The sequence below is a fragment of the Paenibacillus camerounensis genome (assembly GCF_000723885.1).
GTDB lineage: Bacteria > Bacillota > Bacilli > Paenibacillales > Paenibacillaceae > Paenibacillus_AQ > Paenibacillus_AQ camerounensis.
Genome location: NZ_CCDG010000021.1, coordinates 235,789 through 248,475 on the forward strand (window position 1 = coordinate 235,789; position 12,687 = coordinate 248,475).

The 12,687-nt window shown below is 43.8% G+C and carries 14 protein-coding genes; 2 read left to right on the forward strand and 12 right to left on the reverse strand.

Annotated features, from left to right (window positions below; translation table 11 throughout):
- The 6 genes from BN3772_RS08955 to BN3772_RS08985 form a co-directional block, all read right to left on the reverse strand.
- Positions 1–753: an iron ABC transporter ATP-binding protein gene (locus tag BN3772_RS08955; protein WP_042198893.1), complete on the reverse strand. Its 753-nt coding sequence runs from the start codon at positions 751–753 to the stop codon at positions 1–3.
- Complete coding sequence (locus tag BN3772_RS08960) at positions 750–1,784, reverse strand: iron chelate uptake ABC transporter family permease subunit (protein ID WP_042198894.1); 1,035 nt, start codon at positions 1,782–1,784, stop codon at positions 750–752. Before BN3772_RS08960 ends, BN3772_RS08955 begins: the two co-directional genes overlap by 4 nt.
- Positions 1,781–2,701: an ABC transporter permease gene (locus tag BN3772_RS08965; RefSeq protein WP_425280429.1), complete on the reverse strand. Its 921-nt coding sequence runs from the start codon at positions 2,699–2,701 to the stop codon at positions 1,781–1,783. Before BN3772_RS08965 ends, BN3772_RS08960 begins: the two co-directional genes overlap by 4 nt.
- Before the next feature lie 116 nt (positions 2,702–2,817).
- A complete protein-coding gene (locus BN3772_RS08970; protein WP_042198898.1) occupies positions 2,818–3,834 on the reverse strand; it encodes a siderophore ABC transporter substrate-binding protein in 1,017 nt (338 codons plus the stop codon).
- A 182-nt stretch (positions 3,835–4,016) separates the two neighbouring features.
- Positions 4,017–4,697 (reverse strand): response regulator transcription factor, encoded by a 681-nt coding sequence (locus BN3772_RS08975; RefSeq protein WP_042198900.1) that lies wholly within the window; start codon positions 4,695–4,697, stop codon positions 4,017–4,019.
- 923 nt (positions 4,698–5,620) lie between these two features.
- Positions 5,621–6,199, reverse strand: a complete 579-nt coding sequence (locus tag BN3772_RS08985) for a cysteine hydrolase family protein (RefSeq protein WP_042198904.1) — start codon at positions 6,197–6,199, stop codon at positions 5,621–5,623.
- Between the two features lie 168 nt (positions 6,200–6,367).
- On the opposite strand from BN3772_RS08985, the gene BN3772_RS08990 reads away from it, so the two are divergent.
- A complete protein-coding gene (locus tag BN3772_RS08990) occupies positions 6,368–6,949 on the forward strand; it encodes a TetR/AcrR family transcriptional regulator (protein WP_042198906.1) in 582 nt (193 codons plus the stop codon).
- A gap of 308 nt (positions 6,950–7,257) precedes the next feature.
- On the opposite strand, the gene BN3772_RS08995 is transcribed toward BN3772_RS08990, so the two are convergent.
- On the reverse strand, positions 7,258–7,626 hold the full coding sequence (locus BN3772_RS08995) for a winged helix-turn-helix transcriptional regulator (RefSeq protein WP_042198908.1): 369 nt from the start codon (positions 7,624–7,626) through the stop codon (positions 7,258–7,260).
- A gap of 127 nt (positions 7,627–7,753) precedes the next feature.
- Between BN3772_RS08995 and BN3772_RS09000 the strand changes: the two genes are divergently transcribed.
- A complete protein-coding gene (locus tag BN3772_RS09000) occupies positions 7,754–8,614 on the forward strand; it encodes an SDR family oxidoreductase (protein ID WP_042198910.1) in 861 nt (286 codons plus the stop codon).
- Between the two features lie 141 nt (positions 8,615–8,755).
- Here BN3772_RS09000 and BN3772_RS09005 read toward each other — a convergent pair whose 3' ends face one another.
- From BN3772_RS09005 to anfK, 5 genes are all read right to left on the reverse strand, one after another.
- Positions 8,756–9,193 (reverse strand): GAF domain-containing protein, encoded by a 438-nt coding sequence (locus BN3772_RS09005; RefSeq protein ID WP_042198912.1) that lies wholly within the window; start codon positions 9,191–9,193, stop codon positions 8,756–8,758.
- A 288-nt stretch (positions 9,194–9,481) separates the two neighbouring features.
- Positions 9,482–9,985, reverse strand: coding sequence for a pyridoxamine 5'-phosphate oxidase family protein (locus BN3772_RS09010; protein WP_042198914.1), 504 nt, complete (start codon positions 9,983–9,985; stop codon positions 9,482–9,484).
- Positions 9,973–10,698, reverse strand: coding sequence for a type 1 glutamine amidotransferase (locus BN3772_RS09015; RefSeq protein ID WP_042198916.1), 726 nt, complete (start codon positions 10,696–10,698; stop codon positions 9,973–9,975). Before BN3772_RS09015 ends, BN3772_RS09010 begins: the two co-directional genes overlap by 13 nt.
- Positions 10,699–10,719: 21 nt before the next feature.
- Positions 10,720–11,148 carry a hypothetical protein gene (locus BN3772_RS09020; protein ID WP_244444705.1) on the reverse strand — a complete coding sequence of 143 codons (429 nt, stop codon included), beginning with the start codon at positions 11,146–11,148 and terminating at the stop codon, positions 10,720–10,722.
- A gap of 114 nt (positions 11,149–11,262) precedes the next feature.
- Positions 11,263–12,651, reverse strand: coding sequence for a Fe-only nitrogenase subunit beta (gene anfK / locus BN3772_RS09025; protein ID WP_042198918.1), 1,389 nt, complete (start codon positions 12,649–12,651; stop codon positions 11,263–11,265).
- Between the last annotated feature and the right edge of the window lie 36 nt (positions 12,652–12,687).

Here is a 12,687-nt window from a genome sequence, read left to right on the forward strand (position 1 = left end):
CTAATAAATCGCAATTGGACCATAAGGGCCAGCGATAATTTCTATTTTGGTTTCAAAAATATTCGTCAATACTTCTGGATTCATGACCTCTTCTACTGTTCCAAAAGCAGCGATTTGACCATCCTTCATAGCACAGATTCGATCCGAGTATTTGGCTGCAAAATTAATATCATGCATCACAGTCAGAATGGTTCTTCCGAATTCATCAGCGGCATGCCGCAAATGCTCCATCATTTGAACAGATCGGGCAACATCAAGATTGTTCAGAGGCTCGTCCAAAAGTACATACTCAGTCTCTTGGCACAAAACCATTGCTACATATGCCCGCTGTCTTTGACCGCCGGATAGCTCATCTAAATATCTGTTTTCGAGCTCAGTCAGGTCTAAAAAGTCGATATATTTAGATATAATAGCTTCATCTTCTTTAGTTAATCTTCCCTTGGAATAAGGAAAACGCCCAAATCCGGCCAGTTGCCGGACGGTGAGCCGTGTTACAAAATGATTTTCTTGCCGTAATATGGTCACGATTTTGGCTAAGTCTTTGGATTTGGTTGCTGAAACGTCCATATTGGCGATCGTAATCTGCCCCTCGTCTATATTCAGGAGTCTTCCAATCATCAAAAGCGTTGTAGATTTCCCTGCACCATTGGGACCAATTAAAGAGGTAAAACCAGCCTTTGGTATTTCAATATTGAGGGGTCCTATATTTACTGTATTACTGTATAACTTTCTGACATTATTAATCTTTATCATAAGGACCTCTTCCTTAATATCACAAATAGGAATATTACGCCACCGAACATCTCAATGATAACGGATACTACACCCTGGGCATTAAACACATGATACATTAGAAAGTAAGCAGCCGTTAGGATCAAAAAGCCTATCGCAAGTGCCATTGGATAAATGTATCTGTGATCATAAGTCGGCGCAGCCTGATAACTCAAGGTTGCGACTAAAAAACCAAAAAAGGTAAGCGGTCCAACCAAAGCTGTTGAGATTGACATCAGAACAGACACTAGAATCAGCGCATAAATAACACTGGATTGATGTTTAACTCCAATAGAGGTAGAGACATCCTTTCCAAGTGAAACTACATTTAAATTCCGGGAATTCACAAGAAGCAATAAGGCTACAATGATTACCATCGGAATGACAATAGGATAATATTCGGAATCCGCATTGTTAACAGAGCCGAATAATCTTGCCTGCAAAAGATCAAACTCAGACGGTGCAAGCAGCTTTCTCATAAAGGTGGATACCGAATTAAGTCCTGTTCCAATAATGATTCCGACCAATAGCATCAGCTGCAGATTTCCATACTTCCCGGAAAGCAGCCATCCGTACAGGATCAAACTCATCATGATCATAATGACAACCTGAAATAAAAAGGGGCCTGTACCACTGAAACTTACCAATGTGCCCGCACCAAAGAAAAATATCGTACCCGTATTAATTACGGAGTAAAGAGATTCAAAACCTAACAGAGACGGAGTTATAATGCGATTATTCGTAATCGATTGAAAAGTAACGGTAGCCAAACTGTGACAGACAGCAGCAATAATCATAGCTATAATAGCGTCCAGCCTTCTCCTCACTACTGGAATAAAAGAAGGGGAATCTACAGGAACCGGATTATTGTAAACTAAGAGGCCATAAGCAAAAAGTATGCCAAAAGCAATCAATGTAAACAACATGAGCCAGTACCGTTTTTCTTCTTTTTTAGAACGAAAAGCGCTAGCTGATCTGCTCTTGCTATGAAGGCCGGATATGACTTCGCTCATCTTAGCCTCCTTGGCTTTCTTTGTCTTAACAAAAGAATAATAAACACGGCTGATCCCGCAGTTCCGAGTATTAAAGAGACGGGGACTTCAAATGGCATTATGATTGTACGCGAAATAATGTCACAAAGCGTTATTGTTCCCATTCCTAACACACACACCCAAGGCAGATTACTTCTAAGGTCATCTCCTCTGATCATTGAGACAATATTCGGGACAATTAATCCCAAAAAAGGTAGGTTTCCAATGACCGCTGCTACAATACCTACTGCAATAGAAATAAGACCAGTGCCTAAAAGGATGATCCGGTTATAATTAACACCCAGACTAGTTGCAACATCTTCTCCTAATCCAGCCAAAGTCAATCTGTTAGCATAGACAAATATAAGTAAAGTAACGATAACTATGATCCATAAATATTCATACCGTCCAATTTGAACTGCAGCAAAAGAGCCTACAAACCAAGTCTCAATATTTTGTGTGGCTTGAAACAGCAGTCCGACAAAAGTAGAAATAGAAGAAATAACCGCCCCAAGCATAATCCCGATAATCGGGACAACTAAGGAGGAACGAAGCTTAACTCTTCTTAAAAATAAAAAGAAAATCATTGTTCCTATAAAAGAAAAAGAGATTGCGCCTGTCATTCTTAAAACTAACGTAGGGGCCGGGAAAAATAAGTACACTATTAGAAGCCCTAAACCTGCCCACTCAATCGTTCCTGTGGTGGTAGGTTCGACTAAACGATTTTGGGTAATTAGCTGCATTACAAGTCCTGCCATGGACATCGCAGCTCCAGTAAGCATCAGTGCGGCTGTTCTAGGAACACGGGTGGTAAAAAACATCTGCATACCGTCCTCTTGTCCGCGTATATCATAAACGCCTGTAAACAGTGATATTATTCCTAACATAGCAACAACTATGACTGCCAATATAAAAGATTTGGTCCATAGCTTATTTTGGGTATAAAGCTGGGGTTGAGAAAAATTCTCAACCCCAGCCTTTGCATTTTTCAGCACTATGGTTATACTCCTTTAACCTATTTGGATAAGGTATCTGCGAGGTTCTTAAATATCTCTATAAATGTTTCAATGGATTCGTTGGTGTAGGTGTCATTTGGCGCATAAGCAAGCTGTCCTTTAGAAACTGCCGTTACGTTTTGAAGAGCTGGAGAATTATCAATTACGTCCTGTGCAGGAACCGCATCCGTCTCAGAAGATACTGCCGCATCACGATCCAGTACGAGAAGCCAATCCGGATTACTTTGTGCAATGGCTTCAACAGAAATATCATCGCCCTTATGATCTGAAGTCGCATTTTCGATTTCTAATGCCGGTTTCCAGCCGAAAATATCATACATCGGTCCCCATACACGTCCAAAGTGAGGAGCCGAGAACCCGATATTCCCGCCAGATACTTCAACGCCCATTACTGTATCCGTTCCGTTATAGGCTGATTTAGCAGCTTCAATAGCTTTATCGAAGTCAGCTGTTAATTGTTTAGCTTCTTCATTCTTATCAAAGATTTGACCTAAAGTTACTGTAGCATTCTTAAGCCCGTTTACCAGATTATCCCCGGGTGTAGCAGCTGCCTCAGAAACATCAAAGTTAAGATCAATTACAGCTGCATTTGGCACCAGCTTTTTGATATCTTCATAATAACCGGCAAATCTTTGACCAATAATGACCAGCTCAGGATTTGCAGCAGCTACGATTTCAAGATTGGGTTCACGGTGATTCCCGACATTTTGAACGGACTCGTCGCTTACATATGGGGAATCAGCAGGCATAACATCCTTGGGAACTGCCGCTAAATTAATATTCCAGCTCGCTAAAGTTTCAAAGGTTCTGCTATCTAAAGAAATCACATTTTTTGGATTTACAGGAACCGCAACTGTTCCATGTGCATCTGTAATTTCAATTGTAGCTGTAGTTGCAGTTGAATTATTTGCTTCTCCATTCGTTCCAGCTTCAACATTTCCGTTATTTGAATTCGAACAAGCTGCCAGCATCAGTGTTAAGACAGCCAAAAAAAACATTAATTTTATTTTTCTCATTTTCAGTACTCTCCCCTTATATATGCTATGTAAAAAAACAGACCCTGCCCCCCTACTCATTATTTTCCAGAAAATGATCGGATTTTAATCTCCTCAACGCCAATTGCTATTGATAATCATTTTCATTTGAAGCTTTATGGACTAGTATAGCCATTAATTATGTGAAAATCTTGTGAAGGATTCTACTTTTCAATCATCGAATAACCCCTGCCATGAATCGTTTGAATGTACCGGTCATTTTTCTCACACTTTAACTTCTTTCTTAAATATCCAATATACAGATCCACTACATTTGGATTGACAGCTGAATCATAGCCCCACACATGGTTCAAGAGCATTTCACGGCTCAATATCCTATTTTTGTTCTTAATTAAAAATACAAGTAAATCGAATTCGCGGTTGGTAAGGCGGAGAAGAGTATCTCCTTTTTTCACAATATTGCTGGATGCATCAACGAAGAGTTCTTTACATTGATAAAACGGAGTATCGTTTGGCTGAATGCCGTCCCCTCTTCTTAAAATCACTTTTATCCGTTCAACTAATTCTTCCTTCACAAAGGGTTTTCTTATGTAATCATCCGCTCCCGCCTGTAATCCTGCTATGCAATCCTTGCTGGACACATTATCGGTCAAAATGATGATCGGTGTCGTTTTTGCAACCCGGATCTGTCTGCAAATTTCCGGTCCGGGAATACTCAGTGAATCCCAGTCCAGCAGGATCATATCCCAATCTTGCTGATACACTATATCTAAACCTTGATTTTCATTATGAAGGGTAAGAACAAACCCTCCTTCTTGCTTTAGTCCGCTTACGATTTTCTTTGATAACGATCGTCTATTCTTAATTACCAGCACTTGCTTCACTTGTCTAAACCTCTCTTTCTAAGTTAATCCGCTCTCTCCGGTATGTTTGATAAGATGCCATATGATGGAATATGGCGCCTTTTCCGTAGGAATTGTGGAGTATGGAAATGGGTGGAACATTGGACGGACCTTCATTTCTTATCTTATAGCTTATACGGTAGTGATAATCTATAATCATATTCTGTAATTTCAAATTCAAAAGAAATCAATCCTCACCGGGAAGTGTGGGGATAGCTAAGGCGGGGCTCTTCTATGAGCAAAGTTCGAGATTATGCTAGATGCGAGTGCTCTGCGACATCATTCAACAAGAAATGTCTTGCATCCTATTTCAAAATTATAAAGTAAAGACTAAATACAAAGTCAACCCGAATTTGTCAGAGGAATAAAAAAACCACAAGGAATTGTTACATTCGCATGTGGTTTTATCATTTAATGATTTCGTTTTTGTTTATCCCTTAGCTTCAATGAAGATGTATTTGGAGGTGCGCTCTTTGATAAGCCACTTCCCGTTTTGTCGTTCGTAAACATCATTATATTGAACGCTGTAATGGATGCAAGATAGGTTTTCTTGAAATCAGGCGGAGTATAAATTGAACCGGATAATTTGATTGCTTCAATCTGTAAATCGCTTAACTTACACATTGAATATAAGCCAAAAGCTAATGTAAAAGCGGCATAGATAAAGTTCGCTATATTTTTCTCAATAGTCGTATATAGGATGGCATGCAATTCAATAAGTCGTTCATACTCCATTAAAGTTTCGGTCCATATTTCACCAATCTCTTGGATAGAATACAGCTTGTTGATTACAAAAGATTAACTTAGCTTAGCTATCCAGGACTTGAGATCCTGATTCAAGATTAATAATATAATTTCTTCTTTTGTTTTAAAATATTTATATAGTGGCAGTATCTTTTTCTGTTCTAACTATGATTTTGCGAGATAATCCACTCATCAACGGTAACTACTTCAGCTTGAGCTGGGAATACCTTCTCAATAAGAACGCGGTGAGTCTCTGGATCCGGATCAATACAAGCATCGGATAGAACCTTAATAGTATAATCCTTATCTGCTGCTTCTCTTAATGTCGACAGAATAACTCCGCTAGTAGCAATACCGCTAAGTATAAGTGTATTGATATGGTTGGATCTGAGAATCACATCAAGGTCACTACCCGTGAATGCACTCACTCGGAGTTTGTTCACAATTATCTCATCTTCTCTGGGCTCAACTGATTGGTGAATCTGTGTCATCTCTTCTGGTATTGTCATTGATCCTGCCCGATTACGTGTGTTTCCAAACATTTTGTTATTGGGATTAATTTCAGGAAAACCGGCACGAAAAGCCACTTTTACATAAATAACAGGAATTCCTTGATCACGTGCAAACGCAATAGACTGCTGAAATGGGGATAGAAGCTTGTCGTTATCTACATAACGCGAAACAATACTGTTCTGCATATCCATTACCAACAGCGCACTTTTGTTGCTTGAATTAGACATAAGCAGTTTCCTCCTTAGAATACGATTATTTGTGAGCCCTCTCCAGATTCATATTCCTTTGGAATAAACGGAGGGGTGGTTCCGTTTAAGATTATACGGAACCACCCCTCCGTTTGTCAAACCGACCTGACATGCTATACTATTGGATAAAGTGAGGTGTTCATTTATATGTCTGATTTAAATGAAGGTAATGAGGCTTCAAAAAAGGGGATCCGTAAAGATGCCCGGCGAAACCGGGATACTTTACTCGAAATTGCTCAAAAAATCTTCACAACCCAGGGTATCTCCGTTTCTATGGATGAAATTGCAAAGCATGCAGGTGTTGGTGTCGGAACAGTATATCGTCATTTTCCAAATAAACAAAAGTTGTTTGAGGCAGTTATGATTAGCCACAAATCCCGCCTTATTGAAGAGGCAAATCAGTTAATCAATCATGAAGAACCCGGTGAAGCATTCTTTTCCTACCTTGATAAAATTATTCGTGAAGGCATCTCTAATAAAGCAATTACGGATGCCCTTATTGGAAATCTTCAGGTAGACATAGGACGGTCAGAGCTTGCATCGGAGTACTGGAGCGGTATTAAAAAATTACTTGTCCGTGCACAACAGGCGGGTTATGTGAGAAGTGACGTTGAGATAGAAGATATTAAAATCATCTTTATCGGTATTCTTCAGGCATCTGGAGACAGCAAGCTATACCCTTCCCGTGCGGTGTCAATCCTCTTTGACGGTCTTAAAATACATAAATAATGTAATTTTATTCGGATATGCTGGAAGGAAATGCGGGATAGAACAAAAAAAGCCGCTACAATAGCGACTCCTAACTGGCACTGTGACTTTTCACATGTTTATACTATATAGATTGAACTAATAATATTGCTGTTTTGGGATTGCATGTGACTCCAGAGAATGTTTGGACTTCCAGCCGCTGTTGTCTGCAGATTTCTTGATTTATACCGTTTTTAACGGTTGAAATCCGCAGACAAAGGCGGTCGCTACCGCTCCTCCAGTTCCAAAATTCCCCTCCGCCACTTTTCCCTTAACTTAAATTCTTAAGTTCAATCTATATAGAGTTTGTTTTGTAAGATCATTTTTCCCCATACATGCATGGCTTCTAGTACAGGCTGAAATTGTTTGCCTTGCCCGGTTAATGAATACTCCACTTTCGGGGGAACAACCTTATATACTTCCCGGTGTAGAAGCCCATCCTCTTCAAGTTCACGCAGTTGACGCGTTAGAATCCCTTTTGATACGCCTGGTATCATCCGCAGCAATTCGTTAAACCGAATGACTCCATGCTCATGCAAATGCGATAAAATGATGATTTTCCAACGTCCTGCAATTACATCTTGAGCTAAGGTGAGCGGACAGATTTTTTCGATTGTGTCTGTTGAGACGTCTATTTGATCATACAGATGTCTAGCCATAGGTCTTCCTCCAAGGTCTCATTTATGTGACTATGTCATGAAAATGTGCGTACTTATATTAATGTTTATAATGCTTTATTATAGCGTTAAGCAAATATAAATCTAGCTCTTATTGGAGGCACATGACATGAAAATTTTTGTAACAGGCGCTACTGGACATTTAGGCGGACAAATCATTGAATTTTTAGCGGAAAAAATACCGGCTGCGGATATTATCGCAGGAACAACAAACCCCGCCTCTGAAAAGGCGTTACGTTTAACTGCTCAAGGAATCGAAGTGCGTAAAGCAGATTTTGAAGATCAGGCTTCTCTGGTAGAAGCATTTACGGGTATCGATAAAGTATTTATCGTCTCAACCTTTGGTGATCTCGAATTATACGTACGCCAGCAAACAAATGCTGTTGAAGCTGCAAAACAAGCAGGTGTACAACAATTGGTGTATTCTTCTGCCCCGCGTGCTGACGTAAGCCCATTTATTTTAGCAGGTCCCCACCTGGTACGTGAAAATATCATAAAGGAATCAGGCATTCCATACGTATTCGTACGTAATAACTGGTATGTAGAAAACGAATTAGCCACGATACAACAATGTTTAAACGGTGCACCTTGGGTAACTTCCGCTGGTGAAGGTAAAGTGGGCTGGGTGCTACGTGCTGATCTGGCTGAAGCAACTGCAAACGTTCTGGCTACTGGCGGTCACGACAACAAAATATATGAACTAGGCGGAGAGAACTTAACACAAGCTGAATTTGTTGCAGCCTTAAATGATGTGACGGGTAAAGAAATTGCAGTCATGAACGCAGATGATGCCACTTATAGTAAGATGTTAGAGCAAGCTAACTTGCCAGCAGAAATGATTGGTATGTTAACTATGATTCAGCAAGGCATTCGCGAAGGCGGATTAGATATCAATCCGTCTGATCTAGAGATGTTGCTTGGCCGCAAACCGGCAGGTGTAAAAGAAGCGCTTCAGCTATTATTAGCATAAAATAGATAAAGCCTCTGTTCATTAAGAACAGGGGCTTTTAAAAGTCGTTCTATATAATTATTGGAAATGTATGTATAAATCTAAAGGATGTTTTCTGCAAAAGCGTAATTATATCTTTACAATGCGTACGTTGAGCGCGCTTCAAGCAAAATTTTTTCCGTTGAACTCTCCGATTCCCTTATTGGCAACCTGCTCCAGAGCATAAATCATCTCCTGGGTAACACGTTCCTTCCCGCGAAATCCGCCAAGCAGGACTCCTGCAACACGAAAGTCGTTCCACACTGGCACCGCTCCAATACTCTTTAAACTTTCCATCCTTGAAATTGGATAATTGAAAAGCTCGCCTGGCTGCAGATATTCATCAAACGAAGGTATAAGTATTGATCTCCCAGTCTGAAATACTTCTGCAATGCCTCGCCCCGAATGTAGAATAATTCGTTTATAACCCTCATTCCTATTACCAGAAACATATCTCCAGCGAATTACGCCCTCGTATGCTATGGCTAACGAAAGAAACTCGTACCCAAGAGCCTCCCGGATCTGCTTTAATTCCAAGTTGTAGTCTATCTTGTTAGACATCTATTTCTCCTTTGCAAAAAAAACTTGTTGGGTTCCTTTTAATAGTCTATCACAAGTCATTCTGATTCAAAAAGCATTAATATTATCTAAATATAACGATAAATATTTACTTGATATTCTAATTATAATTAAAATATATTAATTAATACAAAATCAATGACAGTTTATTATTTGAGAACACTAAAAGAACCCGCATTGCTGCAGGTTCTAAGGATTGTCTTCTGATGGAATGTATCCGGATTATGCCCTCTCCAGCCAAAACCATTTTCTCATAGTGATTCGATCCGCCTAATCTCCCTTGTTCACTTTTGCTGTCAGATGAACCGGATGAATGCGATAGACGGCTACAGTGTTGCCGTCCTTCGCCGAGCGGTAGCGCTCCACCATGCGTTCGGACATGCCTTGCGGATATACACCGGGCGTATATTTGTCCAGCAGCTTTTGCAGTGCACCTGTTGCCTGCCGCAGATCGTTGACTCTTACTACCTCGCCAAACAGCATAACACTGAAGTAGGCAGTATCCGCCTTACATGGCACGGGGTCAGTCACTGTGCGGTCCTCGCGGAAGACGGTAAAGCTAACTGCCGGATGTGCTTCTAGCAGCCGGACTTTTTTGCCTGAGCCCATGCCGTGGAAATAAATAGCCCCTTCATGCCATACATAGTTGACCGGAACAGCATACGGATAAATATCACCGCCAATCCCTATAATACCGACCCTCGCCGTATCCAAAAAAGCATCGATCTGCTCCTGATCCTGGCAATCGCGCTGCCGGTAGCTTACCTGCTCCATCCTGCCGCCACCTCCCTCGCTTCCAGACGGCTTAGAAACTCCGCCATCCACAAATTGTTAAGCTCCAAATATCCGTCTCCGGCGCCGGCAATCACCTGCTCTGGAGTCTGCACATAACGTGCCGGCTTCATTTCAGCTCCGCCCTCTTCAATATATCCGTACAACATCTCCTCTGTATTCTCCAGATGGAACTGGAAGCCAAAGACCCGGTCCCTGTACATGAACAGCTGGTTCGCACAGGCTTCGCTGCCAGCCAATACGATCGCCTGTGGCGGAAGAAGGCTGAAGGTGTCATAATGCCACTGAAAGACGATGGAGGTCTCGGGGAAAAAGGAGAACAGCTCATGCTTCTGTGCCGCAGCGCACCATCTGACCGGTATCCAGCCGATCTCCGGTTCTGAGTTCCGTGTAACCCGCCCGCCCAGCACATCGGCAATAAGCTGACTGCCCAGGCAGAGGCCGATGACGACCTTGCCGGAGGCAATGGCTACACGTATTAGCGCTTTCTCAGGCTGCAGCCAAGGGTAAATCTTCTCCTCATAAATATTCATCGGACCGCCCATGATGATCAGCCAGTCGAACTGCTCCGCACCGGGCAGAACTTCATTCTGATACAGCAGCGTCCGGGTCACCGTATGCCCTCGCTGTGCTGCCCAGCCAAGAATGCAGCCCGGATGTTCAAGCGCAATATGCTGCAGATAATGAATCCTCACCTTCTCCCGCCTCCTCTTTGTTTATGCGGTGCGCATAACGGCCCGCATCGCAGCAATATGTCCGGGATCAAATAAAGCATGCACCTGCCTGCACATAGCCAGCACCCGGTCGGCATCCTCCGGCTCCGGCACGCCGTGGAAGTAATCGTCCAGCGAGCAAATACCGAAGATAAAATCCAGCGCGCGTATATCCTTATTCAGCTCGGGCGGAAATGCCACCGCCTGCTCCGCTGCGTTCATCAGACAGATGAAATTATGATTCAGCGGCTCCTTGCCGTACAGGTGACATACCGCCACCAGATAGCGCTCCAGCGCAACCGAGCCAACATTGAAAATCAGACTGTGACGGAAGCCCTCGCGCTTCAGCTGCTCCGTCCGCCGGTGGTATCCTTGCGCATCGCGATAATTCTCCTCAAAGGACTCCATGTCAATCCCGGCCAGCATGGACATTTCTTCAGCACCTCCTTAAATAACGCTTACGTTCGCAGCCCCCGCCCCGCAGATTACCCGGAGTTCATTCCGAAGCATACGCTTTACATTGCAGGGAACTTTTGCGGGGATTTCTCACCACACGTTCAGAATCCATTCTTTATTCTTCTTGTATTCCATATCGGTGAATAGCGTGTTCGCCATCTCCTCCGCCAGCCAGATTGCTCCGGCATAGCCGACCACCGGATGACGGTGCAGGCCCGCGCGGTCATAGGTAGGGAAGCCGACGCGCACCATGGGTACGTTATTGTCGATAGCGACGAATCGGCCTTTGGAGTGGCCCAGGATCAGGTCAAGGTTCAGCTCCTTGTTTTTGATCCGGTCCTCCAGCTCCATCAGGTCGGCGTTCAGCACAATCTCCATCTCGAAATCAACGCCGCTCTGCAGCGCTTTAATGCGGGGGTCGTTCTTATACGTCGTATTGTCATCACCGAGCAGCAGCAGCACCGGCTTCATCTCCAGGTCGATACAGAATTCGGCGAGGCCGATGACGAGATCCGGATGCCCATAGATCGCTACCCGCTTCTCGGCGAGGAACATATGCACCAGGTCGGCCAGCGCATCTATTGCCTTGCCCCGCTCGCGCACGAGTGACTGCGGAATCGGCTTGCCGGTCAGCGCTTTGACATTGTGCAGGAACGTATCGGTGTTGCGGATGCCGATCGGCGTCGGTCCGATTATCGACGGAATCCCGAATTCATTCTCCAGATAGCGCGCCGCCCGGCCGCCCTCATACCGGTTCAGCGCCAGCGTGCCGATGGCGTTCGCCGTGCCGGTAAGGTCCTCGATGGTGGTGCTGCCGTGTGACTCTCCGCTTTTATCCGGCATAATCGGGGAATCGAACGACTCGATCTCGAACAGCACGGTCGCGTCAACCTGCATCTCGGCCAGCAGCTGCTTCAGTACCGTCACGTCCCCCGGATTAACCCAGCCGGTAATCAGATTCAGCTTGCCGCTGGGCTCTGATTTCTTGGCGAAATGGCTGACGAACGCTTCGACTGCCACATCATAGCCGCTAACCTGGCTGCCGACGAAGCTTGGCGCATGCACGGCGATGAGATGTACCTCGCGGTCGGCATATTTTTCCTGCAGGAGGCCACGGTTCAGCTTCAGGATGACCCCGTCCACATCATCTCCGATGACCTCGGTTGAGCAAGTGGTAATGATCGGAACAACCTTCACATCCGGGTAACGCATCAGCAGGACATCGACTGCCTCCTCTACCCGGTTCAGTGCTCCGAATACAGCTCCGTCCTCATGTACCGAAGAAGAAGCGATCAGGAAATTTTCCTTGAAATGCTGGGAAAACAGCAGCCGGACGAACATCACACAGCCCTGGCCTCCATGCACGATGCCGATGCAATCCTTAATTCCGATGCTGGCATATTGAGCCCCCGCCGGCTGGCAGGTGAATATCGGATTAATGACCCCGCTGCGCCCTTTTTGAATGACTTCACAAGTCATAATTCATGACCCCCCACTCTTCCTTCCGGTTTCAGC

Bases quoted from the DNA above. Each gene is read 5' to 3' on its own strand.
- BN3772_RS09020 (WP_244444705.1), bottom strand. From the start codon at position 11,148: ATGTCCATGCTGGCCGGGATTGACATGGAGTCCTTTGAGGAGAATTAT.
- BN3772_RS09010 (WP_042198914.1), bottom strand. From the start codon at position 9,985: ATGGAGCAGGTAAGCTACCGGCAGCGCGATTGCCAGGATCAGGAGCAG.
- BN3772_RS08960 (WP_042198894.1), bottom strand. From the start codon at position 1,784: ATGAGCGAAGTCATATCCGGCCTTCATAGCAAGAGCAGATCAGCTAGC.
- BN3772_RS09000 (WP_042198910.1), top strand. From the start codon at position 7,754: ATGAAAATTTTTGTAACAGGCGCTACTGGACATTTAGGCGGACAAATC.
- anfK (WP_042198918.1), bottom strand. From the start codon at position 12,651: ATGACTTGTGAAGTCATTCAAAAAGGGCGCAGCGGGGTCATTAATCCG.
- BN3772_RS08985 (WP_042198904.1), bottom strand. From the start codon at position 6,199: ATGTCTAATTCAAGCAACAAAAGTGCGCTGTTGGTAATGGATATGCAG.
- BN3772_RS08955 (WP_042198893.1), bottom strand. From the start codon at position 753: ATGATAAAGATTAATAATGTCAGAAAGTTATACAGTAATACAGTAAAT.
- BN3772_RS08970 (WP_042198898.1), bottom strand. From the start codon at position 3,834: ATGAGAAAAATAAAATTAATGTTTTTTTTGGCTGTCTTAACACTGATG.
- BN3772_RS09005 (WP_042198912.1), bottom strand. From the start codon at position 9,193: ATGTCTAACAAGATAGACTACAACTTGGAATTAAAGCAGATCCGGGAG.
- BN3772_RS08990 (WP_042198906.1), top strand. From the start codon at position 6,368: ATGTCTGATTTAAATGAAGGTAATGAGGCTTCAAAAAAGGGGATCCGT.
- BN3772_RS08995 (WP_042198908.1), bottom strand. From the start codon at position 7,626: ATGGCTAGACATCTGTATGATCAAATAGACGTCTCAACAGACACAATC.